The organism is Kitasatospora sp. NPDC050543 (assembly GCF_044457565.1).
Lineage (GTDB): Bacteria > Actinomycetota > Actinomycetes > Streptomycetales > Streptomycetaceae > Kitasatospora.
Window position 1 is genome coordinate 153,418 of record NZ_JBITGZ010000014.1, and the last position, 26,085, is coordinate 179,502.

The following is a 26,085-nucleotide window of genomic DNA, read 5'->3' on the forward strand; positions in this document are numbered from 1 at the left end:
CCATCTCAGTTCGGCTCGGCGCGGGACCGTTGGTGATGCTGTGTCGGTCCGTGCCATTCGTGCGGTTACTGAGATCGTCGGGCGTCGGCATCGGGTGGCCCAGGAACGTGCGGGGTCAGTTCGCCTGCCGCCCGGTGTGGATCTGATACGTGGTGTCTCTGCCGGGGTGGTCAGAGTTCGACGGCGAGGAAGTCGGCGAGTTCGACGAGCTGTGGGGACAGGCCGCGCTTGCGGCGGGTGACGAGGGTGGTGGCGATGTCGCGGGCATATCGCTGGTAGCGCAGCCATTCGGGGGCGGCCTGTTTGATGCCCATCAGGATGTCGGTGGCCGGCGCGTAGTCGCGCTGTTCGGTGTGGGCGGCGGCGAGGTCGAGCAGGTGGCGGTTGCGGTTGTTGGAGGTGGAGCGTGCGGGTGCGGTGACCTGTCCGGAGAGCTGGAGGGCCTTGCCGTACTCGCGTAGGACCATGGCGTTCTCGACCTCCTTCATGGCCACCGTGTTGGGGCCGAAGGTCGTCCAGTACTCGTGGTAGTCGATCACGTCCCGGCCGACCAGGACGGCGGCGGCCTTGGCCTGCCGGATCATCTCGGACGCCTCCGGAGTGCGGTTGTTGCGCACGGCCGCCGCCGATCCTCGCAGCAGCAGCCAGCCCCAGGTTCCGAGGTGGCTGGCGGTGGAGTGCCGGAAGGACGGCTCGATGGCGTCTGCCGTGGCGACGGCCACGTCTTCGGCCTCGTCGAAGCGGCGCTGGCGAAGCAGCAGCCAGCACAGCGAGACCACCGCGGACGCCCCAAGGACCTGGTTGCCGCTCCGTTCGGCCAGGTCGATGGCCCGGTTCAGCGCCTGGTACGCGAGATCGTCATGCCGCAGGTGGATCAGCGTGGAGCCCGCCAACTGGTAGGCCTGGGCCTGTACTTCCAGTGCCGCCAACCGAGCTTCTCCTTCTGCCAGTTCGGCGACTTGGGCAGCCTCGGTCAGCACGCTCGGCAGAGCTCCGAGCGTGGCCGCGTAGTCGTCACCCTGGTAGAGGCGGTTACCTTCCCGCACCGACGCGCGGACCCCGGCGATGGTCGGGGCATCGTGAACGTCATCAGCATGGGCCACCCGGCCCAGGCCCCGGGCGGGTGTGATCACCCGACGGATCGCCAGAATCCCGGCCGGGTCAACCTCCGGGGCAACCGGAGCTTCGATCGGGCCGGTCTGCATCAGATCCGTCGTCTTCACGCCCAACGCCTGGGCGAGCTGGCGCAACGTACCCATCCGGGCGCTCTCGCGGTCGTTGCGCTCCAGCTTCCGGATGGTCGCCACCGACACCCCGGACGCCTCCGCGAGCTGCTCCTGCGTCATGCCCCGGCGTCGGCGCAACCGCCCGATCCGGTCCCCGATGCTCTCCGCCATGGCCACCCCCGCACCTGCGACTTCGTTCCCCGCCAACGGTACGCCGCCCGCCAAGACCCCGGTGTGAACAGCGGGCGACCGTATCCGACCGGGTGATCCCGCTTGCTGGGTTCAGATGGGCTTCCGCGCGGTGGTCTTCTTCGGCTTGGCGCCGGCCTCCAGGGCTTCGATGCGCTCGCGCATCTCCTCGATCTGCTCCAGCGCATCCTCCAGGACGTCGGCCAGGTGCTGCATGCGCTGGCGCGTCATCAGCTCCTCCGGAGACGGGCCGCTGTAAGTCTCCAGCGCACCCGGGACCGCCGGAAGCTGGCCGACGGCCACGGCCTCCACGACCCTCATCCCGCCCGCCTCGGTGGGGACGCCGCGACGGATACGCGTGCCCTTGCCCTCGACGAGCAGGAGGACGAGCGCGTGGTGTGCGGCCTGCTCGTCGATGCCGAGCATGTCGGCGACCTGCTGATCGGTGAGCTCGGTCCCCTCCTGGAGCGTCCCGTCGGCGATCTTCTTCGCCAACTGCTCGTAGGCGAGCCGGGATGCCATCGTCGGGTCGTCCGCACTCTGCACGAAGACCTCCGGCGTGCTGCCGGACTCGTCGCGGGCAAGCCACCGCTCGTCGAGGAGTTTGCGGATGGCCGCATCGACCGCCGTGACGGGTGCTCCGTACTGCTCGGCGAGGCTTTCGCGTGAGGGCAGTTTGGTCCCGGGTGCGAGGTCGCCGGCGCGGATCTGGCGCTCCAGGTCTGCGCCGATCGTCTGGTAGGCGCGCTCCAGGTCGACGGTCTGGCTGACGAAGGTGCCCTTACCGGGCTTCGAGACCGCCCAACCCTGTTCCCGCAGCAGGGCCATTGCCTTCTGCACCGTCAGGCTCGACGCCTTGTACGTCTTCATGAGCTGGCTCTGCGAGGGCAGCAGCTGTCCGGGCCGCAGGGCGTTGTCCCTGATCTGCTGCTTCAGGTCGTCGGCGATGCGCTCGAAGGTCAGGCGAAGGCCATCGGGCTGGGACACGGGTCCACCTCGGTCGGTCGGCGGTTCGAAGGGCTGGAGCGGGGCCAACCGCATCCGTGGTCACCAGCCTAACGAGCCCATGGATGGGGTGGAAACCACCCGGATAGGGATGGGCTTGGATGGGGTCGGATGGAGTGTGCTAACGTTCCGGCACGTGATCGCACCAGCGGCCACACGAACCCCACCCGTTCCGGGAGGAACACATGCGCAACATCCCCGTCGACACCACCGCCGCCACCGCGATGCTCGGCGTCGTCCGCGACAAGGTGAAGGACTTCCAGACCGGCGAGATCGCCGTCGACAAGGAGACCGGCGCCAAGCTGCTCGTCGCGGACGTGATGTTCGTCCTCGACGGCCGCGCCGAGATGATCTCCGTCACCGTCCCCGAGACCGGCCTCGCGAAGGGCACCAAGCCCGGCGCACTCGTCGCCTTCACTGGCCTCGTCGCCACCCCGTGGGAGAACAACTTCAACGGCCAGGCCCGACACGGCATCGCCTTCCGTGCCTCCGCCATCACCGCGAAGGCGGCCTGACCATGCTGACGACCACTCCGTACATATCGCCCGACACCCTGCTCTGGCTGATCGTCCCGGCCACGGCCCTCCTGCTGGGGCGGATGGTCTTCGTCTCGGTGCGCTGGCTCCGAGCCGACACCGAGACCCGGATCAGCCTCGGCCAGGCACGCCGCATCCGACGCACCTGGAAGCGCCTCGCGCCGATGGCCGAACTCGCCGCCAAGGACTCCACCCCGACCGGCCTGGAGCACCTGAACACCGACGGAAAGGCGGTCAAGCCGAAGATCCGCACCCCCGGATCACCACCAAGGCCGACGAGTTCGGCGTCACCGTCACCGCCACCACCCTGCCCCGCGTCGGCCTCGACGCCTGGCAGGACGCCGCCGACGACCTGCGCAACGGCTGGGGCATGACCCGCGTCAAGGTCACCCAGCCCAAGCCCGGCCAGATCACCGCGCGCGGGTTCCGCCGCGAACCACTCGACACCCTGATGCCCTCGCCGCTGTTCCGGGCCGACGGCTCACTCGCGGTCGAACCCGGCTCGCTCACCACGGCCGACGATGTCCTGTTCGGCTGGGACGAGGACGGTCAGCGCATCCGCCTCAACCTCGCCAAGAGCGCGCACGGCCTCATCGCCGGGGTCACACGGTCTGGCAAGTCGATCACCGTCAACACGCTCCTCGCCTACTCCTCGCTGATGCGGGACGTGCAGCTGATCGTCATCGACCCCAACCTCGCGGCAGCCGCCCCCTGGTGGCGCACGGCCCACAAGGTCTCGGCCTCGGTCCATCCCGACGAGGCGTCAGACGTCCTCGCCTGGGTCCGGGAGGATGGACCGCCGCGAGAAGCTGTTCTGGTCCGCCCGCACTGACCGGATCACCACCTTCAGCGAGGAGCTGCCGCTCTTGGTGGTGGTGATCGACGAGGTCGCCAACTACACCCGGCACGCCGACCGCAAGGCCCGCGAACGGTTCGAGGCCCAGCTGCTGGCGATCGCCAGCCAGGGCGCCAAGTTCGGGATCCGCCTCTGGCTGATCACGCAGAAGCCCTCGGCTGACGTGCTGTCCACGGCGATGCGAACCAACCTGTCAGCCCGTATCTGCCACCGGGTCGACACCGTCGAGGACTTCCTCCACCTCTACCCGGACGGCCGGGAGCTGGAGGTCAGCGCGGCGGACCGTGAGATGCCACAGGGCGTCTCGATCGCCTCGATCGGCGACATGCGCACCCCCGTGCGGATGCGCTCGGTCTACCTGCCCACCGAAGCGTGCTGGCAGATCAGCGAAGCGATGTGCCACGCCGGACTCCAGAGTCGTGATCTGGAAGCCGCCGGCTACGTCCTCGCACCCGGCAACACCCGCAAGCGCGTACGCGTCTACGGCACCACCCGCGCCGAAGCCACCGCCAAACTCACCGAGAAGATCGCCACCAGCAACCGCGGCGTCCCCGCACCCTCCGCACAGGGCACCGTCGGCGCCTACCTGACGTACTGGCTGGAGACCGTCGCCGTCCACCGCCTCCGCGAGAACACCCACACCCGCTACACCGCCTGCATCCGCCTCTACCTCATCCCCGGCCTCGGCCGGAAGAAGCTCTCCAAGCTCACCGCCAAGGACGTCCGCACCTGGCTCGACCAACTCCGCACCACCTGCCAGTGCTGCGCACGCGGCCTCGACACCGCCCGCGACCAGCCCCGGTGCTGCGCCATCGGAACGTGCTGCTCCAAGCGGCTGTCCCCGCTGACGCTGGCCTACGTCCACTCCGTCCTCAAGTCCGCCCTGGAGCACGCCGTCCGGGAGGAGGAGATCCCCCGCAACGTCGCCCGCAACGTCCGCATGGGCACCCCGAGGCCCCGCCGCTTCGAACCCCTCACCGCCCAGGAAGCCCGCGCGTTCCTCGCTGCCACCCACGGCCACCGGCTGCACGCACTGTTCGAACTCGCCCTGCGCACCGGGCTCCGCAAGGGCGAACTCCTCGGCCTGCGCTGGGAAGACCTCGACCTGGCCAGCGGCACCGCCAGCATCCGCCGCACCCTCCAACGCACCAACTCCGGCGGCCTGACCGCCCTCCCGACGAAAACCCAGAGCTCGGAGCGGCGCATCGCCCTGCCCACCCCATGCCTGCGCTCCCTCGCACGGCACCGCGACCAGCAGCGCCAGGAGCGCGAGGCGGCGGGCGCGTGCTGGAAGGACAGCGGCTACGTCTTCACTCGGCCCAACGGAGTCCCTATCGAAGGGGCCACGCTCACCCGGCACTTCACCGCACTGCTCCGCCGGGCCAGGCTCCGCCGCATCCGCTTCCACGACCTCCGGCACTCAGCGGCGACCCTCCTCCTGGAACAGGGCGTCGAACTCGTCGTCATCAAGGAACTCCTCGGCCACGCCCACATCGGCGTCACCGCGACGGTGTACGCCCACGTCCGACTCCGCCTCCAGCGCCAAGCCATCGACACCCTCAGCAACGTCCTCCGAGCCCCTGGAGACGACGGCACCGCCGAACCCGACGACAGTGGCGATCCGCCGCTTTGTGCAGCACCCGTCCGCTGACGTTGCCGTCAACCGTTGCCGTCAAGACGCCAAGAAGCCCCGCCAGAATTCGTTCTGGCGGGGCTTCTTGGTTAGCTACTCACGGAAGTGAAGGAAATACCTCTTCCCATGCTTTCAACCGCCCATCGACCTCTCTGGGCACCAGTCTCGCGAGACTCAGAGCAGGCGAAACGAGATTCTTGACAGCCCGCAGGAGTCGAATCTGCGCAATGTCGAGAGCGCGCCAATCGACCGATAGATCCCGAGCCTCTTCGACTGACATCGGAATCTCTTGAAATAGAAGGTCGACTAGATGGCCCGGATTCAGGATGTCAACCTCAGCATTCAGCGGAACCCGCTGCAGGAGGGCCACAGAGAGATTCAGGCGGCGAATCACGCTCTCACGCTGATCGATAGAGCCCGAGGCCACCGCAGCTTCGAGAGCGTACGAGAGCGCCAACGAACAGGTAGCCCAGGACTCCGCAGGCAAGGAGCCGCACTCGTCAGTCAGGCGCATCGTCATCAGCTCAACGACGCCAAGCCACTGACCGCGCCCCAGCTCAGGGACCGTCGGAGCGTGTGTGGCCAGGATCTCAGAGAGCGACCGCAGGTCGAGCGACGCCAGATTATCGAATTCGTTCATCAGAAATGAACTCCCGCCGCAGCAAATGCATCCCTGCCGATTTGCAGACTCTCACTCGATGGCAGGAAGTGACCACTGTGGTTGTTGATATCCAACCCAAAGAACCCGTCTCCCGATGAGCCAGCAATATCAGCCTCACCGGCCGCGCGAACCGGAGCCCCTCGAGTGAGAGCCGAGTGTGAAATCTCTTGACCATTGACGAACTTCGGCATGACCACGAGGCTTCCGTCCTCCCGAACCGCCCATTTAACCGTCCCGGAACTGACTGCGGAATCAAAACCAGCGGATCCAGCACCAGAAGGCGTAACGCCCATCCTGTCCGCCAGGGCGAGCTCCCTGTCGAGAGTTCCTGGCATTGTATTGGGGAACAGGCCACAACCCGGACCGGTGTTATGCACGAGCACCGGCGTATTTCCGGCGAGTACATAGTACGTGTGCAGTTCGGCAACGGTGAGGTTTCGAGCCTCCCGCGCGGGTGTCTCATAGCTTCGGATCGCCTTGACGATCACTACGTGACCTTCGGGTGAACGAAGTTCGTCACCCACATGCAGATCAGACGCATCGGTCCATCGCTGCGTGGTCTCGTCCCAGAATGGGTGGTGTTGAGTGGAGGTGAGCGAGACTGATGGGCTGCGCTCGTCGTTGACGTACGTCAGGGTGAGCTCAGTGAAGCTTCGGTCATCTGGGGTAACGATTGTCGCTTGGACTGTCTCGGCGGCCGTCTCACTACCCTCTGGATCTGTCGCTACGACGAGGTCCCCGACGCGCACGTCCTCTATCGGCTTGCCACTGCCGTCAGCCATGAGCACCAGCGTGCCGGGAGGAAAGCTGTTACATGCGCCGCCAGGGCGCTCTGCAATCGAGGCTGAATTGCCTTGCTCAGTCTTCTTCGGACTGGATGATCCCTTCGAGGCGAACTTGGCCTCAGCAGCGGCCGCACCTGCCTGCCCCGTACCGAAGAGACCCTCGGCAATGATCATCTTCGGAAGGTTCTTGATCTCCCACTCGGAGAGCATTCCCCAGAGCTCGTCGTAGGTCTTTGAGTGCCAGCACTCCTTGTCGGAGTGACACGCGTTAAGCGCAGCAGCGACATACTCGTGATAGTCGCTCCCAGCACTCTCACCGAAATGGTGAGACTTCTGATGGAGTCGCAGGTTTCGGTCTGTATCTGCCTGTAGCTTCTTGAAGTTTGGTGCTGCGGATACGGTGATCCCACCTGTCAGGACCACCTGGTCACTCTTCTTGACCTCTACAGACCAGTCGCCGCCATGCTGGGGAGCCCAGTTCTCCTGTACGAGGTGTCCGTCCGGGGTCTGACACTGCGCATTGCCGCCGCAGGTACCGTCGGGCCTGAGCCCGCTCGGGTCACTGAGGTTGACGGGGTCGTTGCTGCTGTAGGCGTAGGCGTTCCACTGTTGCGAGTCCGTTGGAACCAGAACAGGGTCAGGGCTGATGAAGCGTCCGTGGGCGGCGTCGTACTGCCGTGCACCGAGGTTGGTGAATCCGGTGCTGCCGTCCTTGAGGCCGCCTACGTAGCCCTTGTCACCGGCCCAGGGGTTGGGGTTGGAATCGGTGGCTCGGGGGTCTCCGAAGGGGTCGGTGGGGCGGCGCGACTCGGTAAGGGTGTTGGCATCAATGGAGAGGGTGCTGGTGCCGTGATGGTCGGCGAGCTGATAGGTCAGCTTTCCGGCACCCTGGCGGACAAGCGTGGTCCCGCCGGGAATGAGATAGTAGCGAGTTCCCGTGAGGGTCTTCGAGTTGGTGTCGTAGGTGAGTTCGTCACCGTCGAGGTTGATGGTGGTCTTGCCGGGGTTGCGGCGGATCAGCTGGTTGCCGTCGGCGTCGTAGACGAAGGTGGTGGTCTCGCTGCCCTGGGTAAGGGTGGCGACCTTGCCCTCGACGTCCCACGTGAAGCTGGCGCCATTGGCCGCGTCGACGGCGTTCCAGGTGTTGGCCGACCAGCGGGACTGCCACCCGGGCGCGTACACGGTGAAGTTGCCATCGTCCTGAACGACTGCGAAGTAGCCGCTACCGCCGCCGGCCCAGGTGCGGGACTCCCAAAGTGCATTGTTGGAGCTGTCGTAGACAACGAAGTTGCCGTCGTCCTGCATAGTTGCCCATGCGTTCGCGTGGCCGGCCGTGTTGCTCGACCACACGACCTGGCCGCTGCGCAGCGAGGACAGTACGAGGTTGCCGTCGCGCTGCATGGTGAGCTGGACGCTGTGGGAGCGGATGCTCTCGCCCGGCCGGATTACAGTGCCGGCGCCCAGGACACGGTTGCCGTCAGCATTCTTGATCTCGGTGGTGTTACCAGCGGCGTCGTACTGGGTGTCGCTGGCGTTCCACCCGGTCGCCTCCCTACTGCTGAGCAGTGCGTGGGGACCGCCGGTGCCGCCCCCGGTGTTCGGGGAGGTGGTGGGCGTGTTCTTCGTGCCGGCAGCGGGGAACGACTGCGTGACGTCAACGTCCTTGGCCGAGTCGCCGCCCGGGTCGCGTTGGACGAACCTGGTGCGATTGCCCGTCAGGTCGTAGCTGTAGTCCTGCCAGTAAGGCGCGTAGCCACCCACGGTGGTTCGGGCGGGCACCTGGGCGCCACTGGTGGGAGTGGAGTTGGCGCAGGTGCCCTGGCCGCCGACAGCAGGGTTGGGCAGCGTGTTGAGGCGGCCGGTGTCGGACCAGGCCGTGGTCAGGCGGCCCAGGTAGTCGTAGCTGAAGCACTGCAGGTCGGTCGCGGAAGGCGTGTTGTTGGGGATCGTGCGGATCGCGGTGATCTGCCCGGCCTGGTTGTACGCGTAGGTCGTGTTCTGGACCGTGCCCGTGGTCGAGGTCTGCTTGTCGATGTACCGCGTGAGCAGCCGGCCGGTCGGCTCGTCGTACGTATTGGTCGTCACGATCTGCGTGCCGTACGGGTTCATCGTCGATCGGATGTTGCGCCCGTACGCGTCGTAGTCCGACTGCAGATCGTAGGTGGCTCCACCGGCCTTCCCGAACAGCGACAGCAGTCCGTAGGTCTCATAGGTGTACGCCACGGTCTCGGCGTACACATCCCCGATCGTGGGGAGCGTGTCCTCCTTCTTGGCACCGGTGTTCGGGTCGTAGTACGCACGACGGGTGTAGGTGTACGGGGCCGTCTGCCCGATCTCGCTGCCGGGGATCGTCGCCGTGGTGGTGGTCGGCCGGTAGGCGGCGTCGATGTCGACAATCGCGCTGGTGTAGGCGGCACCTGCGGCTCCGCCCACATAGCGGGTTGAGGAGGCCGCCATGCCCTTGGCCACGGTGTCGTACGTGTAGCCGGTCAGCTGGTTCGCCGGGCTGACCGAGCCACCGTAGGTCCCCGTCTTTCGGCCCAGCAGGTCGTAGGTCGTGGCAACGCTCTGGCCGCGCGCGTCGGTGGCGGAGGCGAGGCGCCCCGCGCTGTCGTATGTGAGCGTGGAGGTACCCGTGTCGGGGTCGCTCGCGGTGACCTGGCGCCCACGCTGGTCGTAACCGTAGCTCCAGGTGTTCCCGGCGGCGTCCACGAGAGTCGAGCGCTGGCCGCCAGGCGTGTAGGTGTACTTCGCGATGTCGGCGTCATTGCCGTTGCCGGTGGCGGTAGGCGTCTTGTACTGCCACAGCTGGGTGGTGCGCCCGCGCGCGTCGGTGACAGCGCTCGTGGCGGTCGCGCCGGTGGGCGGAGTGACATCCGTGCGGTCGACGCCCGGGTAGGCAGTCGTCGTCGAGCTCTGTGCCACGCCCAGGGCACGGAACTGCGTGGCGGTGGGCCGACCCAGGCCGTCGAAGATGGTGTATGTCTGGTTCGGGACCTTGGGGCTGTCCGGTTCGAAGCGGGTCGTACTCGGTCCGGTCAGGTCGTTGTAGTACGGGTTGTTCACCCAAGCAGCTCGGCCCTGCGAGTCGTACAGGACGTCGCTGACGATCCGGCCGTGGTATGCAGAGATGGCCGGGTGCGATTGGGTCTGCACGACCCGGCCGAGGCCGTCCATGATCTGCGTCGTCACCGCGTACGAGCTGTCCGCCCTCAGCGTCGAACTAGTGGTGTGCGAGGGAGTGCTGCTGCCATTGACGGCATAAGCGAAGGCGTACGAAGCCTTGTCGGCGGTACTGCGGCCCGGCGTCCAGACGGAGGTCAGGCGTCCCAGGGAGTCGTAAGCCCGGCTTACTGTACGCCCGTTGGCATCGGTACTGGTCAACGGCAGAGCACGGGCCGGGTCGAGAGCCACCGTCGAGGTACGTCGGCCGCCTGCATCCGGGGCGCCGGCCGGCGCCGGAGTGCCGGTCAAGGTCTGGTTGGGAAGTTCCCCTGCGCTCGCCGCACCGTAGCTACTTGTGGTGACAGCCCCGTTGGGGTTCGCGCTGTCCGTAACCGTCGGGTCGGTCACCGACTTGGCGCGGCCGTACTCGTCGAACGCACTGGTAGCGACAGTGGTCCAGATGGCCCCGTCACCGTTGTACCGGTCCAGGACCTGAGTTCCGGTCGGCTCGCCGAACTGCTGTGCGGAGCCGAAACCCGCCCCGTCGTAGAGCAGGCGGCTGCCGGAAAGGGTGTTCGCCTCGGTGGGGGTCGCGGTGCAGGCCTGGGGCCCGGAAACGGTGAGAATCTCGTCGGCCAGCATGAGCATCTGTGGGTTGCCGCCGGTGGCGTACGAGGTCCGGGCACAGATGTCCGGGGTGCCGTCGGCCGTGCTCAGCGACGTGGCGACGCGGTTGCCATGGGACGCGTCGGTGTTGGTCACGGCCGCTGTGCTACGCCAGCTCCCATCGGCCTTCAATGCCTTGGTAACGCTCGTGGCGCTCGTGGAAGCGTAGCGGGCGAGCAGGTCCGGAAGACCGGATCCTCGCTTGTGCGTAGCGGTGGTGACAGGTCCGCTGCTGGTGTTGAAGGAGTACGCGATCGGGCGTGTGTCGCCGGCCTTGGCGTAGGTGTCGGACTCCAGGACCCCACCCGAGAGCCAGTCGGAGTCGGTGACCTGTCCGCTCATCGGACCGGACACCTGGCGCGAGCGGGCACTTCCCGAAGCGGTGATGTCACCGTCCATGCCCTGGTAGAACGTCGTTGATGACTGGGACTGGGCACCGTCGGCGCCGGATCCGGACACCGTCGTCACGGACGCGAAACCGCGGAACTGGTCCCAGGTGCGGTCCTTCGCGTCCACCAGCTGACCGTCGGTGCGGTGCCAGGCTGCGTCGCCGTAGGTGTAGCTGGTGGTCTGCGGCAGCGCGCCCTTGATGAGGTCCGACCGCGGGTCGACCGTGACGCTCTTGACGGGGTAGCGCAGGAACCAGTCATCCACCGGGTTCGCCGTCGGCCCGGCGTTGGTCTCGTACCATTTCACGTTGAAGCAAGCGCGCTTGTTGTCGTCAGCCGAGGTCGGCATGACGTGGTTGTCACGCGAGCAGGAGTCCTTGTAGTAGTCGACCCCGATGGTGCCGCCGGTCTCGGTGGTGATCACATCCATGCGAGGGCGGAAGTACGACGGACGGGCGGGCGCGAGTCCATCCACGCGGTTCGGCAGCAGGATGTCGGAGAACGTGACCGCCGGTAGCGTGACCGGCGTCTGGCCATTGGCATTGTCCTTGCCGGTGCGCTGCACCGAGGCGAGCCAGGGAACCTGGGTGTTCTCCGAAGAGTTGAACACCTGCTTGAAGACATGCTTCAGGGCATAGGTGTCGACGTCGCGGTAGCCGTTGCCTGAGCGGATCTGGGTGCTGATCGAGTTCAGCCACTTGGTCGACCAGTAGCTGGGACCGTAGTTCGAGCAGGTGCCGGACTGCTGGCACTGCTTGTCCAGTGGTGCGTCCGGCCAGTTCGCGGCATTGGCGGTGGTGCGCTGGGCGGGGTCGCAGGCGGCGGTACTGGTGACGCAGCGTTCGCCGGAGTCGAAGAGGATCTTCGAAGCCGGCTTGTACGTTCCGTTGGCGCCGAGTTGGTCCGAGAGGCGCTGGCCGTAGCCGATCGAGGCCAGCACTCCCGCGCGGGTGTAGGCGGTGTTGGTGCCGGAGCCCTTGTTCTGGCCACCGCCGCGAGCGTAGTAGTTCGTCTCGGGGGTGTAGGTGTAGGTGGTGAGGTTGCCATGGGTGTCGACGACATAGTCAAGGTTCCAGCGCCAAGCGCTTTGGCACCACGAGCCGTTGCCCTTGATACTGTCGTAGCACGGGTCAGCCGCATTTGGTGAGTACACCGGAACCGTCCACGCCGAGCCCGAGTCAGGACCCGTGGTGGTCGCAGTTCCCGTCGCGGACGGCAGGTGGTTCAGGCCGAAGTAGTAGACCGTGCCAGAGGTGTCCGTCACCTTGAGGTAGGAGCCGTTCCAGGTGCCGTTGGTGGCACCGGTCAGGAACTCGACCTTCGTGCCGTCGTCGCCCTTCAGCCGCCAGGTGCACTTCGACTGCTCGTCCTTCGCCGTGCCGTTCACGCACGACGCGTCGTCCGGGACAAGCTCGCCGGAGTGTCCGCCGAGCGACATCGTCAGGTTCGCACCGCCCCAGCACTGGTCACCCGAGCCGGCGATGCCCGCCTTGGCACAGGGCTTGTACGAACGCTCCACGAAGCCCGCGCCGGAGTCCCAGCCGTCACCGATCCACGATGCCTGTGCGTTCGTCGACGACGTCCTGCCGTCAACCGACGCCGAGTCGTACGCAAGGCTCACCTGCGGCGCGGACCCGCCGAGCGTCGGTGGCGACTGCACCGGGTAGCTGTAGGTGAACGATCCTGATGATCCACCCGACGTCCATGCCTGGCTCGGCGGCAGCGGCGTGGCGCTGTAGGTGCCCGCGCCACCAGCCGCCGGCGCCTCTGCTGCCAGCACCATCGCAGGTGACGAAGAGGGCGCCTTGCCGCTCGGCTCAGCCAGTGACTGCAACTTCAGGCCGGACGGCTCGGCAGGGCCAGAGGCAGGAAGATCGACATCGGCGACCAGGCGATTGGCCTTCGCGTCATAGTGCGACGGCACCGGCGTGCGCTCAAGGCATCCCGCCGCCTCCGGCGTCGTCAGAGCACAAGCCGGCAAAGATGCCAGAGTGGCGCGCTGCGCCCAGTCGCCGCCGAAGGCGGGCGCGAGCGCCTTGATGTCCAGGCCCAATCGCACCTTGACCGCATCCCCCTTGTCGGCGGGGGTAAGAGAGACCACGGCTCCCTGGACTCCCGTGCTGGCGGCGGTTCTGGGATCCGCCACCTCAACACGCACGGGTGCGACCACGGGGGTTGCGGGAGTCGCAAAGGCCTCAGCGACCACAGTGCCGCCGGCCTCGGTCTTCGATGCCTTCGCCGCGTCACCCGCGACCGAGGCGAGCCAGACTGGGAGAGCCGCCGCCTGCACCGCCGGCCCGGACGCGGGCGAGCCGTTGCTGTCCGAGCCGGGCAGGGTGGTGCCGGACGCCGGTGGCTTGGGGAGCTTGACCACGGCGGAGCCGCTCGGCGGCGAGCTCGGAGCCTTCGGGGGCACCCAATCAGGAGTTCCGCTGCTCGGCCCGGTGGCCGTGCGCGCTGCGGCGTTCCTCCCCGGCACGGAGGCGGTCTTCGGCAGCGCGGTGTTCGGTGGCGACCAGATCTTGTTCTTGTCCGGGGCCAACGCGAAGGCGGGCGCCGTGACCGGCACCAGCAACGTGCTCACCGTAACGAGCGCACTGACGAACGCCACACGGGAAAGCCCTGGATACCCCCGATCATGCGACCGAGCCGAACGAGCAGGACGTAGAGACACCGCGAACCCCCCATGGGCACGCCCATGCCTCAAGGCACGGAGCAACGGATCAAATCGCGGTGACTCTACGGACCTGTCTACATAGGTGTCGATCCGAGAATTGCGTCGGAGAAGCGTGATCCATCTCACCCGGCATCCCATACCGGCGGTCCTGACTACAAACCAGGACATCCTATGAACAACAGATTTGACGTTTCATCAATCTGCGGGAGAAGTTGCGCTCGTTCTGTGCGCATCGGCGAAGACCCGGCTGTGCCTGTACCAGTCATCACTCCCGGGGGAGGCCCCGTCATGCCTGAATGTCCATCTCGGCAGCATCCACGAACGCAGCGAGGACTGAACTCACCTCTGCGATTCACCGCCGCAAGCGTCGGCATCGCGCTGTCCCTCTCGCTAGCCGCTCCCGCAGCCCTTGCAGACACCTCCGGGCGGAGGTCGAGCGGACCAGCAGCCGAGATCATGTCCGAGGCTGACGCGGCACACTCAAAGGACCGCCCATCGGCGACCGCGGCTGAGAAGGCCATCGCCGAGGCCAAAGCCACCAACAAGCCTGTGCCGATCAATGAGCTCACCGACGAGTTCAGTGAGACCGTCGCGACACCCGCGGGCCACTTCTCCAAGACGCAGCACCCGGATCAGCAACGGGTCAAGCAGAACGGCATCTGGGTCACGCTCGACGAGAGCCTCGTCGCCGACCCCAGGGGCGGGTTCACTCCCAAGGCGTCCGCAGCCGGTGTCCACCTCTCCGCCGGAGGCTCTGGCGCCCTGGGCACACTCACCAGCCCCGATGGCAAGACGCTCACCATCGACTCACCGTTCCCGCTGACGACCCCCACCGTCGACGGCAACGCACTGCTCTATCCAAATGTGGCACCCGGCATCGACCTCAGGGCCACCGCCACCAAGTACGGCGGTCTGAGCACCGTTCTGATCGTCAAGACCGCATCGGCCGCCGCCAACCCACAGCTCAAGACCGTTCACTTCGGCACCAAGACGGACGGCGTCACGATCAAGGCCGATGCCGACCACAACCTATCCGCCACCGCCGCCGACGGCACGCTGCGCTGGCATGCACCTGCGCCTCAGATGTGGGACAGCTCCACCGCAGCAGCGTCTCCCCAGGCCCCGGTCCTCACATCGGCGAAGTTCGCCGCACAGGCGGCACCTGCAGCACTCTCGGCTGAGCCCTCTCCCGAGCCCGGCAGCCCCGGCGCACCGACGAAGTCCTCGACGGGCAGCGCGCCGGATGGGCCTGGGAAGGACGCCAAGAGTGCGGTCATGCCGACCACTGTCACCAAGGACGGCATCGACCTGACACCGAATCAGGACATCCTCGGCAAGGGCCAGGGGCCGTGGTACATCGACCCAGGCTGGATCTACGACGGCCGCTCCGGCTACGGCTGGACCTGGACCCAGCAGGCGTACCCGACGACGAACAACTACCTCAAGACTCCCGACAACGGCGGTGACAAGTACTCCCACCCCGGCGTCGGATACCAGGGCTACCAGGTCAAGAAGGGCATTGAGCGAGCGTTCTTCCAGATCGACACCCAGGGCTTCGGCGGCGCCGTCATCAACAAGGCGACCATGAGCGTCTGGGAATACGAGTCCGCCGACTTCTCCTGCACCACCGCGTACCCCCTGGACCTCTATCTCGCCAACGCACCCATCGGCTACGGCACCACCTGGAACAACGCGCCCGGCCACACCGGCGGGTCACTCGGCCGGGACATGGTCCCAGGATCCGGCGCGAAGGACTGCCACGACAACATCGAGTTCAAGTACAACGTGACCTCGGCCTACCAGGGCTATGCGACCACTAACCCCTGGCTCACCTTCACCCTCGAGTCCGGTGACGAGAGCAACGCTCTCGCGTTCAAGCGCCTCGACTACAAGCCGTACGTGGTCGTCGAGTACGACCGGGCCCCCAACACGCCCACCAACCCAAACACCTACCCGACCCCGCACACCGCGTCGCCCAGCCGCTACACCCAGGGCTGCGACGGTGCGGACTGGGGCTGGCTCGGAGCCGGATCCGACATCGGCAACGTGACGCTGAACGCAACCGTCAGCAGTCCGGCTCAGGGCCAGCTGTACTCCTGGAGCCACATCTGGGACTACAACCTTCCCGGTGCTCCCAATGTTGCCGACGGCTACTCGGCTCTGGTCTCGAACGGTAGCAACGCCTCGTTCACCGTCCGCGGGGACGTCATCAAGGACGGCCACCTCTACGGCTACGGCATCCATGCCTCCGACCAGCTCGTCGGCATGTCCGCCTCCACCCCGACCTGCCGGTTCGGCGTCGACCTGACCCCGCCCACGCTCAGCGTGCCCAACGTCTACGACCAGATTGCCGAGAAGGACCTGAGCTGGCAGTTCCCGCCCTCCGGCAACGGCCAGAACTCCGGTATCCGCACCTGGCAGACCGGCTACATCCCCTACACCCCTTCGGACCCGGCCCCGGCCGGCGGCTCGCCCTCCGGCGTCGCGTGCGTCAGGTGGGGCTGGGACCCACAGCTCTCCGACGCCTCCTGGCAGTGCGGCAACGCGATGCCCAAGAACGCCCTCCCGGTCGTCGCCGGGCGCTGGGGCACCAACATCATCTACATCCAGGTCCAGGACGACGCCGGCAACGTCTCGCCGGTCACCAACTACGCCTTCTACGTGGCGTGGAACCCGGACGGCCCGCCGCCGGTCTTCGGTGACGTCAGCGGCGACGGCGCGCCCGACATCCTGGCCCCGGACCAGGCCGGCAACCTGCGGGCCTACAACGTGCCCGGCAACTCGCTCGCCAAGAGCCCGATGGCCGCGCTCGCCGCCAAGCCCGCCGACTCGCCCACTGGTCAGAGCTGGGGGAGCAATATTCAGGTCGCGCACCGCGGGGCGCTGACCGGTGGCAAGAATGTGGATGATCTGATGGCTCACCCCGCCGGAGACAAGGACCTCTTCGTCTACGGCAATCCCGGCAACACTGGGTACCCAGGCCGATTCGACAGCAAGGCCACCCTCGCCAAGCCCGAATGCGTGACGCCACCGGGCGACAGCTCATACTGCACCGGGTACGCCTCCGACTGGTCCACTACTCTGCGCATTGCCGCACTCGGAGACCCTGCGCACACCGACCTGGATTACCGGCTGAAGTTCAAGAACCAGACCGGTCTACTCACCGTTGAAAGCATTGCTAACGGTGCCAACGGCGTGTTGTGGTTCTACCCCTCACTTGGTGCGAGGAAGCTCGGCCCACCCGTCCGCCTCGCGGCCGGCGGGTGGAAGGACTTTGAGCTCATCGCCCCTGGCGACTGGGCCGGGCAGGGGCATCCCGGGCTGTGGATGCGCAACCTGACCAACGGCGAGGTCTGGGCCTACACCTTCAACACCGGCACCCTCAGCCCCACCGATCGCTACGGCAACCCGCTCCTCGACGACTTCGGCAAGCCCGTCTCCGTCCCCACCCTGACCGGGATCGCCACCAGTACCTGGATCGGCAACGTCCCCGTCGGCAGCTGGCCCGTGCTGGGGTCGGACGGGGACCTGACCGGTAACGGCGCGCCCGCGCTCTGGGGGCGCAACTCGGACGGGGGGATCCACATCTGGTGGGGCCACCGCACCGGTGACGCCGGCAGTCCGGGCTTCGCGTTCGACGCCGGGCCGGTGAAGGTCGCCGACACCGGGGTCGGCCCGAACTGGTGGGCGCTCGACGGGAAGACCGAGAAGGTCGTCGACAGTTCGGCGGGCAACGCGCTGAACGCGATCGGCGGCCCGGGCCGTACCGGCGACCACAACAACGTCGCCAACGCCGCGGCCGCGCTCAACGGCGGGAGCTACTACCGCACCAGCCAGTCCCCCGGCATCGACACCAGCCAGAGCTACAGCGTCGCCGCCTGGGTCAAGCTCAACAACGCCGGTGGCTACCAGACCGCCCTGTCCCTGGTCGGCAACCAGCGCAGCCCGTTCTACCTCCAGTACTCCGCCGCCTACGGCACCTGGTCCTTCACCGTCTCCAAGGACGACAACCTCCACACCGACTACTACGCCGCGCACGACAGGGAGGGCGTGACGCCGGCGGTGGGTGTCTGGACGCACCTGGTCGGTACGTACAACGCCGAGACCGGCAACAGCACCCTGTACGTCAACGGCCGGGCCGTCGGTTCGAGCTGGGCCCCGCGTGGCTGGAAGACGGACGGTGCGCTGAACATCGGCATGGAGACCACGCGCCAGCTGGCGGACACGTCCGGCCTCAACGGGGCCATCGGTGACGTCCGCACCTACCCGTACGCGCTCACCGGCCAGCAGGCCGACAACCTCGCCACGGCCAACTCCCGTGTGCAGGTCCGCAGCGCCTACAACACCGGCAAGTGCGTGGACGACTTCGGCGGCGACGCGACCGGTGGGGCGATCGCCCTCCACGACTGCTGGAACGGCGAGAACCAGCACTTCACCTTCACCGCCGACAACACCATGACCGTCTACGGCAGGTGCGTCGGCACCGTCGGCAACGGCACCGCGAACGGCACCCAGCTCGTCCTGCGGGACTGCAACCCCGCCGAGGGCGGCCAGGAGTGGCAGCGCCGCTACGACGGGAGCATCTACAACCCGCAGTCCGGCCGCTGCCTCGAACTCCCGGGCTGGGCGACCGACAACGGCACCCGCCTCGGGATCTGGGACTGCACCGGAGGCCCGAACCAGCGCTGGTTCCTCACGGTCTGATCGCGCAGAGCAGTGGCTGAGGTCCCGTTCGATCCACCGGATCGGACGGGACCTCTCGCTTTGCGGGCTGTCACCGCGCGGTCGACGTCAGCCCAACCGGTGCTGGGATCGGGGGCCCGGTGTGGTGTGGAGGGTGGGGAGGGTGGCGAAGTCGTGGAGCATGGGCTCGGCGGCGCGGAGGGTGTGGAGGGTGGCCGGGTCGAGGTCGGCGAGGGCGAGGCCGGGGTGGTCGGGGGTGGCTTCGGCGGCGAGGCGGCCGTCGGGGGACCAGACGGCGCTGGCGCCGCAGGTGTTCCAGCCGCCGGTGCGGCCGATGTGGTTGGCGAGGACGGTGTAGACGGTGTTGTCCAGGGCCCGGGCCGGGAACCAGGTGCGGGACTCGTGGTAGCCGCTGCCGACGCCGAAGAGGGCGCCGACGAGGTAGGCGTGGCAGCCGTCGAGGGCGGCGGCGCGGGCGTGTTCGGCGAAGCCGGAGTCGTAGCAGATGCCCAGGCCGAGGCGCCAGCCGTCCAGTTCGAGGGTGCAGCCGAGCGTGCCCGCGCGGTAGACCTCGCGCTCGGCCTTGAAGAGGGCCTGCTTGTCGTAGCGGGTGACGTAGGCGCCGTCGCGCCCGAAGACCAGGGCGGAGACGTACAGGTCGCCGGCGTCGAGGACCGCGGCGCCGACGACGGCCACGGTGGCGGTCTCCCGGCAGGCGGCGGCGATCGGGGCGAGCCGCGGGTCGTCGTCGCCGCCCGCCTGGACGGCGCAGCGCGTGGGGTCGGCCTTGATGAGGTCCGGCTCGTAGCCGCTGAGGAACTTCTCGGGGAAGACCACGAGTGCGGCGCCGTCCCCGGCCGCCTGACGGATCATCGCCGCGACCGTCGCCGCGTTCGCCTCGATGTCCCCCGCCACGGCCTGTGCCTGCGCGGCGGCCACCCGGAGCGGACGGGCGGGGAGGGGGTGGGCGGCGGTCGGCGTGTGGGGCTGCTCGGCGCTGGTCGTCATGTAGGTCGATGCTATGGGAGTGGTACCGGTGTCCGGCGGGTGGGTACTGCTTGTACGGATGTCGGACGTGACTTGTACGCTGGCGGGCGGCTGCGGCGAGATCTCCCAGCTCGGAGGACTTCGAACTTCCGCCGTCCACACCGGCTTTCCCGACCTGCCGCTCGCGTGCGTCGAGCGGGCGCGCGACGCCGATCCCCATTGCGGAGCACAGCACCTCAGATGACGACCAGCGATCCGGGTACCCAGCGGGACTCCGACACGGGTAGCAATGAGCGGTCCACGCCCCCTCTCGACATGCTGGAGTCGCGTTCGGACGGCCCGGCGGCGCTGCCGTGGCACCGGCGCGTCTCAAGGCGCGTGCTGATCATCGCGGCCGCCGTGGCAGTGGTTGCGGCCGGCACGGCCGGGGTGGTCGCGTGGCAGGGCGGCGCGGAGGAGCCGGGACGGGCGCAGCCGCTCTGCGGACTCTCCGCCGGCAGCGGCACTCCGCTCGGGCGGCTGCTGCCGAGGGACGGACAGGCCGGGGAGAAGCGCGAGGAGGCCGAAGGTGAGGGCGGGGGCCGCGGCCGTCGGTATGCCTGCACCGTCACCGTCGACGGGCGGGACGCCGTACGGATCCTCATGTCGAGCACCGACCCGGACCAGCCGGCGGGCACCGGCGGCAAGACCCTGCGCGCGCGGCTCGACCAGGGCCTGACGGCCACCCCCGACGGCAGGTCCGCGATCGGGTACTGCACCGACAACCACGCCCTGGCGGTATTGGTCACCACCTTCCCGGGCGAGGCGGCCGCGGAGCCCGGCGAGGCGCAGGCGAGCAGCTTCAGAGCCGACTTCGGGGCCATCGCCCGGTCGGTGCTGGCCGAGCAGCAGCACGAGGTGTGCGGGTAGGAGCAGGTAGCAGCAGGTACGCAGGGAAGCGACGGCACGGCCACCCGGTGCTCGTCGAGCACCGGGTGGCCGGGGCGGAGCCAGGGCGGTGGCGCTCAGGCGCCCAGTACCAGGGCGCCGACGACCGGCGCCATGTACACCAGCGGGAACGGGATGTGGGCGTAGCACCGGGCCCGGGCCACGGCGATGACGGCGCCGGCGAAGTACAGCACCAGGCAGATCCCGGCGGCGAGGCCGATCGCCGGCACGAGCAGGCCCACCAGCAGGCCCACCGCCCCGGCCGCCTTTGCGGCGCCGAGCCACGGCAGCCAGGCCAGCGGGACGCCGTAGGCGGCCATCGGCTCCATGACCCACTTGGCGCGGAGGAAGACCGAGGTGGCCGAGAAGCCCGCCAGTGCGGCGGCAAGGACGGTGACGACGACGTAGGCGGACATCAGGTGCTCCCATCGGGTGGCTGCCGGTGCGCACTCGCCCCGGCCGGATCTTGCGTGCTCATCCCTCTGACCCGCCGCCCCGCGCGAATGTGACACGTCCCTGGAATCAATCTGCGGCGCGGGAGACACCTCGTTCGGGGAGAACCGGTCGGAAGGGGAGGAGCGGCGATCCTCCCCCGGCGCTAACGTCGTTGCACATGGACAAGACTGACTATGTATCCGCCCTGCGCCGTGATGCCGCCCGGATGGTGGCGTGCTCCGCCGGCAACCTCGGGGCGCGGGTGCCGAGTTGCCCCGAGTGGACTGTCGCCGACCTGCTGTGGCACACCGGTGAGGTGCAGCGGTTCTGGACGCGGATCGCGAACGGCGAGCTGAGCGGTCCGGAGGCGTACGTGGAGCCGGAGCGGCCGGCGGACGGGGAGTTGGCCGGCTGGTTCGCCGAGGGCGCCGAGCTGTGCGCGGCGACGTTGGAGGGGCTGGACCCGGCGCTGCCGAGGTGGTCGTGGTCGGACCGGCAGGACGCGGGGTTCATCCAGCGGCGGATGGCGCACGAGACGGCGGTGCACGCCTGGGACGCGCTGCTCGCGGCCGGGCGGGAGGAGCCGATCGAACGGGCGCTCGCGGTGGACGGCGTGGACGAGTTCCTCGCGCACTTCCGCTCCGCGACCCCGCCGCCCGCCGACCTCGCCGAGGGCGGCCTGCACCTGCACGCGACCGACGGGGCCGCCCATGGCGACGGCGAGTGGCTGATCCGGGCCGTGGACGGGGCGTGGCGGGTGCGCCGCGAGCACGGCAGGGGCGCGGTGGCTGTCCGGGGCAGCGCCAGTGACCTGCTGCTCCTGCTCTGGGGGCGGCGGCCGGTGGAGCGGCTCGAAGTCATCGGCGACGGGGACGCGTTGAAGGCGTACCTGGCCGCGTTCGACCGCGACTGACGCAGGGCCCCGGCGGCAGATGTCCGGCCCAGCCCCCTCCCGCCTCTTCCCCCCGGCGCGAGGGAGGAGGCGGGGCCGGACTCGGGCTCAGTGCCCGGTCTCGTACGCGAAGACGTTCTTCGAGACGCTCTGGAGCAGCGGCTGGAGGCGGTCGCCCAGCTTCTGGTAGTCGGCCACCCGGCCGTCGGACCACTGGCCCAGGCCGACGACCATGGCCCGGCCACCACCGGCGAAGGCCTGGACCAGGCCACTGTCGGCGGGCAGGGTCGGCAGGCCGGAGCCGGGCGGCGGGGCCTGGACGCCGACCTCGTAGTCGTCGAAGGCCATCGATAGACGGGTGACCAGGTGCACCACGTCCTTCGGGTCCTTCATGGTGAAGACGGCCAGGTTGAACTGGTTGTTCTGAGCGTCCTTGTAGAGCGCGAACCGGAGGTCGGCGCAGCCGTGGCTCCTGGCGATCAGCTCGGCGAGGCCCGGGCCGACCGAGTCGGACGGTGTACAGCTCGCCGCGACGGCGGCCCCCAGCCTGGTGAACCTGGCGCCGGACGCGTCCACGACCTCGGCCGGGAACGCCACGTCCAGCGGGACGGCGGGATCCGAGCCGGAACGGGCGGCCGTGGCCTGGCCCGTGGCCGGCGCGGTCGCCATGTCCGCCGCCGACCCGGGCGAAGCGGGCAACGCAGGCGGGGCGGGCGAAGCGGTGGACGTGGGCGCCGTCACCGTGACGGGCGCGGAAGCCCCGGCGCCGGACGGCGCGTTCAGGATCCCGAAGACGCCGAACGCCAGCACCACCGCGCAGAGCGCCAGCGGCACCCCGAGCGCCAGCCGCCGCAGCCAGAGCCGCCCGACCCCCGGACCACCCGACCCACCGGGACCGCCGGACCAGCCACCTGGCCCGCCGACCAGCCGCAGTCGGGCACCGGCCGAGGGCTCCGTCACCGTCGCGCGACGGACGAAGTCCTCGTCGAACACCACGTTCCACTGGCCGCCGTCGTCCGGCCCGTTCTGACCCGGCAGGGTTCTGTCACTGTTCGACACGCTGGAACCATAGTGATCATTGGGCCCGAACCGAAATGCCCGCAGCTCACATCCTGATCGCCACCCGGGCCACCACCCCGGTCGCCGCCCCCGTCACCCGCCTCCGAGCCGCCCCGCGATGCCGTCCAGGACGCAGGCGAGCCCGAAGCCGAAGAGCTCGTCGAAGCTGCGGTCCTGCGCCTCGATGACCCGCCGTGCGAACTGCGGATAGGTACCGCTCGCGACGACCTCGCGGATGTACGGCCCGATGCTCTCGCGCCACTCGTCCTCGGTCTGGCCGGTCCGCCGCTGCACCTCCTGCTCGGCCAGCTCCCGGGAGACGGTGCCGAAGACGTAGTGCGTGACGAGGGCGATGACATCCGAGGCGAGCGTGATGTCGGGGGTCAGCGCGGCGGCTGCGGCGAGGGCGTGGTCGATCTGGCGCAGCGCGTTGGGGCCGAGGGCGGGACGGGTCGACATGACGCCGCCGAGCCAGGAGTGGCGCAGCAGGACTGCGCGTTGGCGGCGGGCGACGTCCCCGAGGTCGGCGCGCCAGTCTCCGGTGAGTGGTGGCGGTGCGTCCTCGCCCTGGACGGCGTCGATCATCAGGTCGAGCAGTTCGTCGCGGCCGGCCACGTGGCGGTAGAGCGAGGTGGTGCCGGAGTCGAGGTCGGTGGCGACGCGTCGCATCGAGAGGGCGTCGAGTCCCTCCGCGTCGGCGATGGCGATGGAGATCTCGACGATCCGTCCGAGGTTCATGGTCTGCCGCCGGGGGGTGCGCGGCCCTCGGGTCCACACCAGTGCCGGAACTGCCTTCTCGTCGCCCATGGCGCTCATCCTACTCATATGGCTACAGTGTTCCCACTTGCGGGAACACTGTTCCCGCCAGAGGGAGGGAGAGTCATGACCGAAGTACTGATCGTCGGTGGAGGGACCGTCGGCCTGAGCGCCGCGGTGTTCCTGGCGCACCACGGGGTACAGGTGCACCTCGTGGAGCGCCAGGACGGGCCGCAGGTCCACCCCCGCGCGACCGGCGTGGGCATGCGGACGGTGGAGCTGCTGCGCGAGGTGGGCCTCGCGGACGCGGTGAACGAGGTCGCCATCGACATGACGGCGGGCAACCTCGGCAAGATCAGCGCCGAGACCCTGGCGGCCGCAGACCTGCCCGCCCGCCCCAAGGGCCCCGCCCACCCCAACGGCCGCGGCCGCACCCGGACCAGCGCCCGGAGCGGCGCCGACACCCCGTACACCCCGGCCGCCCTGCGCGGGACCTGCCCGCAGAACCGGCTGGACGCCGTACTGCTGGCGGCCGCCCGCGAGCGCGGCGCGGTCGTGGAGTACGGGGCCGCCCTGGTCTCCTTCGAGCAGCGCGGCGCGGTCGAACAGCGCGGCGGCTTCGAACAGGACGGCGCCGACGGTGTGACGGCCGTGCTCTCGGACGGCCGGACGCTGGGCGCCGACTACCTGGTGGCCGCCGACGGCGCACGCAGCCAGGTCCGCACCGCGCTCGGCATCGGCACCTCCGGGCCCGGGAACCTGGGCGAGCCCCTGACGAACACCCTGTTCCGCGCGGACCTCGATGCTCTGACCGGAGGCCACAGCTTCGTCGGCTGCGATCTCACCCACCCCGACGCGCCCGGCATGCTGATCACCGTCGACGGCTCGAAGGAGTGGGTGCTGCACACCGCCCGCGACCGGATGCCCACACCCGACTACATCCGAACGGCGCTCGGCGCACCGGAGCTGGACGTCGAGATCATCAGCACGCTGCCGTGGCGGGTGCGGGGCCAGGTCGCGGACCGCTTCGCCGACGGAGGCCGGGTCTTCCTGATCGGCGACGCCGCGCACGCCGTACCGCCGCTGGGTGCCTTCGGCATGAACACCGGCATCGCCGACGCGCACAACCTGGCCTGGAAGCTCGCCCTCGTCCTGCGCGGCGAGGCCGGCGCCGCGCTGCTGGACAGCTACCAGGCCGAGCGCCGCCCGGTCGCGCTGCTCACCCTGGATCAGGCGGTGCGCCGGTTGGCGGACCCGCGCCTGCACTGGGGCTCCGGGCCGGGTGCCGCGAAGGCGCGCGCGGCGGCGGGAGTGGTCAACGCACCCGTGGTGCACCTCGGCTACCGCTACGACTCCACCGCGGTGATCGACGCCCGGCCCGAGCTGCCGTCGACCGAACAGGTGACCCTCGACGGGGCCCCGGGCTCCCTCCTGCCGCACGCCTGGCTGGGGGACGGCGTCTCGACGCTCGACCTGGTGAACTCCCGCTTCACCCTCTTCACCCGCCGTCCGGACGCCGCGGGACCGCACCGGCCCGACGCCTGGCGGAGCGCCGCCGAACGCCTGGGCCTGCCCGTGCACGAGGTCGACCTGCCGGAGATCCCCGTAGGCGGCGCACTGCTGGTACGCCCGGACGGCTTCATCGCCTGGCGGACCGAGGCGATCGCCCCGCCCTCGCCCGATGCCACGCCCAGGACCGCGCCCGCCGAAGCCCTCGACGAGGCCCTCACCGAAGTTCTGAAGGCAGCACTCGGCCGCGTACTGAGCCGTCCGCTCGGTCAGCTGCCCGACCCCTGTACGGGCAGCTGACCGACGGCGGCGACCACCCCGGCGCTCCGACCCGACCCCCACCCGCGGACCGGGCCGGTCAGTGGAACACGATGGCCCGCCCACCCGCGATGCTCGCCAGGCACGCCCGGTAGAGCTGGTGCCAGGCGTACGTCTCCCTGCCGAACGGGTCGCTCGGCGCGTCGGCCGCGCGAGCCGGCTCGTCCTCGCCCACCGAGCCGTCCGGGCCGCGCCGGACACCGATGGCGGGTGCGAAGCCGACCAGTTCGGCAAGCAGCTGCTGGCTGGAGCCCACCATCCCGGCGCCCGCCACCGACCTGTCCGCGAGGAAGAGCGGATCGTCGAAGTCGACGGGTATGTAGTAGCCCGCGTTGTCCGAGTGGCAGAGGAGGTGCGAGGAGAACATCGACGTCTGGTCGTCGATCCTGGACTGGTCGAGCTCGTCCTGCCGGCTTCCGGGTTCCGGCGCCGGTGTGACGGGTTCGCCCCAGGCCGCCAGCACGAGGACGCGCCGCAGGAGGCTCAGGTCGCTGTAGGCGATCCGCCCCGCGAAGCGGTCGACCGCCTCGGGCCGCCCAGTCACCTCGGGCCCGGCCGGCTCGGGCTCGCGCCAGGTGACGCCCTCCTCCGCCAGCGCCCGGCTGAGGAGGGCGAACTCCTCCCGGCACGTCTCCGAGGAGAGGTGCTCCGCGCCGTTGTCCATCAGTTCGTCGAGCATGCCGACCGTGATCGCGAGTCCCATGCCCGGAAGGCTAGGTGCCCGCTCTGAC

The 26,085-nt window shown here is 68.9% G+C and carries 16 protein-coding genes and 1 pseudogene; 8 read left to right on the forward strand and 9 right to left on the reverse strand.

Translation table 11 applies throughout. From position 1 onward, the window contains the following. Positions 1–170: 170 nt before the first annotated feature. Both ACIBH3_RS19350 and ACIBH3_RS19355 read right to left on the reverse strand, forming a co-directional pair. On the reverse strand, positions 171–1,397 hold the full coding sequence (locus tag ACIBH3_RS19350; protein ID WP_396313206.1) for a helix-turn-helix domain-containing protein: 1,227 nt from the start codon (positions 1,395–1,397) through the stop codon (positions 171–173). A gap of 111 nt (positions 1,398–1,508) precedes the next feature. After that, a complete protein-coding gene (locus ACIBH3_RS19355) occupies positions 1,509–2,402 on the reverse strand; it encodes a GntR family transcriptional regulator (RefSeq protein ID WP_396313207.1) in 894 nt (297 codons plus the stop codon). Positions 2,403–2,605: 203 nt separating this feature from the next. Here ACIBH3_RS19355 and ACIBH3_RS19360 point away from each other — a divergent pair, with 203 nt between their 5' ends. The 4 genes and pseudogenes from ACIBH3_RS19360 to ACIBH3_RS19375 all read left to right on the forward strand — a co-directional run. Then, entirely contained in the window at positions 2,606–2,935 is a 330-nt protein-coding gene (locus ACIBH3_RS19360; protein WP_396313208.1) for a hypothetical protein, read from the forward strand. Positions 2,936–2,937: 2 nt separating this feature from the next. Then, on the forward strand, positions 2,938–3,330 hold the full coding sequence (locus ACIBH3_RS19365) for a hypothetical protein (RefSeq protein WP_396313209.1): 393 nt from the start codon (positions 2,938–2,940) through the stop codon (positions 3,328–3,330). Then, positions 3,327–3,788: an FtsK/SpoIIIE domain-containing protein gene (locus ACIBH3_RS19370; RefSeq protein WP_396313210.1), complete on the forward strand. Its 462-nt coding sequence runs from the start codon at positions 3,327–3,329 to the stop codon at positions 3,786–3,788. The genes ACIBH3_RS19365 and ACIBH3_RS19370 overlap by 4 nt, the downstream gene beginning before the upstream one ends. Before the next feature lie 451 nt (positions 3,789–4,239). After that, positions 4,240–5,463: pseudogene (locus tag ACIBH3_RS19375) on the forward strand (tyrosine-type recombinase/integrase); the annotation flags it as partial. Positions 5,464–5,542: 79 nt separating this feature from the next. Here ACIBH3_RS19375 and ACIBH3_RS19380 read toward each other — a convergent pair. Beyond that, positions 5,543–6,085, reverse strand: a complete 543-nt coding sequence (locus ACIBH3_RS19380; RefSeq protein ID WP_396313211.1) for a hypothetical protein — start codon at positions 6,083–6,085, stop codon at positions 5,543–5,545. Then, positions 6,085–13,695: a polymorphic toxin-type HINT domain-containing protein gene (locus ACIBH3_RS19385; protein ID WP_396313212.1), complete on the reverse strand. Its 7,611-nt coding sequence runs from the start codon at positions 13,693–13,695 to the stop codon at positions 6,085–6,087. Before ACIBH3_RS19385 ends, ACIBH3_RS19380 begins: the two co-directional genes overlap by 1 nt. 549 nt (positions 13,696–14,244) lie before the next feature. On the opposite strand from ACIBH3_RS19385, the gene ACIBH3_RS19390 reads away from it, so the two are divergent. Then, positions 14,245–18,492, forward strand: coding sequence for a ricin-type beta-trefoil lectin domain protein (locus tag ACIBH3_RS19390; protein ID WP_396313213.1), 4,248 nt, complete (start codon positions 14,245–14,247; stop codon positions 18,490–18,492). 87 nt (positions 18,493–18,579) lie between these two features. Here the strand turns inward: ACIBH3_RS19390 and ACIBH3_RS19395 are convergent, their stop codons facing one another. Next, positions 18,580–19,479 carry a carbon-nitrogen hydrolase family protein gene (locus ACIBH3_RS19395; RefSeq protein ID WP_396313214.1) on the reverse strand — a complete coding sequence of 300 codons (900 nt, stop codon included), beginning with the start codon at positions 19,477–19,479 and terminating at the stop codon, positions 18,580–18,582. A gap of 219 nt (positions 19,480–19,698) precedes the next feature. Between ACIBH3_RS19395 and ACIBH3_RS19400 the strand changes: the two genes are divergently transcribed. Then, positions 19,699–20,367: a hypothetical protein gene (locus tag ACIBH3_RS19400; protein ID WP_396313215.1), complete on the forward strand. Its 669-nt coding sequence runs from the start codon at positions 19,699–19,701 to the stop codon at positions 20,365–20,367. A gap of 95 nt (positions 20,368–20,462) precedes the next feature. Here the strand turns inward: ACIBH3_RS19400 and ACIBH3_RS19405 are convergent, their stop codons facing one another. After that, a complete protein-coding gene (locus tag ACIBH3_RS19405; protein WP_396313216.1) occupies positions 20,463–20,801 on the reverse strand; it encodes a DoxX family protein in 339 nt (112 codons plus the stop codon). Between the two features lie 197 nt (positions 20,802–20,998). On the opposite strand from ACIBH3_RS19405, the gene ACIBH3_RS19410 reads away from it, so the two are divergent. After that, positions 20,999–21,733, forward strand: a complete 735-nt coding sequence (locus ACIBH3_RS19410) for a maleylpyruvate isomerase family mycothiol-dependent enzyme (protein WP_396313217.1) — start codon at positions 20,999–21,001, stop codon at positions 21,731–21,733. Positions 21,734–21,820: 87 nt separating this feature from the next. On the opposite strand, the gene ACIBH3_RS19415 is transcribed toward ACIBH3_RS19410, so the two are convergent. Continuing rightward, positions 21,821–22,771 carry a hypothetical protein gene (locus tag ACIBH3_RS19415; protein ID WP_396313218.1) on the reverse strand — a complete coding sequence of 317 codons (951 nt, stop codon included), beginning with the start codon at positions 22,769–22,771 and terminating at the stop codon, positions 21,821–21,823. A 93-nt stretch (positions 22,772–22,864) separates the two neighbouring features. After that, positions 22,865–23,578: a TetR/AcrR family transcriptional regulator gene (locus ACIBH3_RS19420; RefSeq protein WP_396313219.1), complete on the reverse strand. Its 714-nt coding sequence runs from the start codon at positions 23,576–23,578 to the stop codon at positions 22,865–22,867. 75 nt (positions 23,579–23,653) lie between these two features. On the opposite strand from ACIBH3_RS19420, the gene ACIBH3_RS19425 reads away from it, so the two are divergent. Beyond that, positions 23,654–25,336: an FAD-dependent monooxygenase gene (locus ACIBH3_RS19425; RefSeq protein WP_396313220.1), complete on the forward strand. Its 1,683-nt coding sequence runs from the start codon at positions 23,654–23,656 to the stop codon at positions 25,334–25,336. 58 nt (positions 25,337–25,394) lie between these two features. Here the strand turns inward: ACIBH3_RS19425 and ACIBH3_RS19430 are convergent, their stop codons facing one another. Next, positions 25,395–26,057 (reverse strand): hypothetical protein, encoded by a 663-nt coding sequence (locus ACIBH3_RS19430; protein WP_396313221.1) that lies wholly within the window; start codon positions 26,055–26,057, stop codon positions 25,395–25,397. Positions 26,058–26,085: the final 28 nt, after the last annotated feature.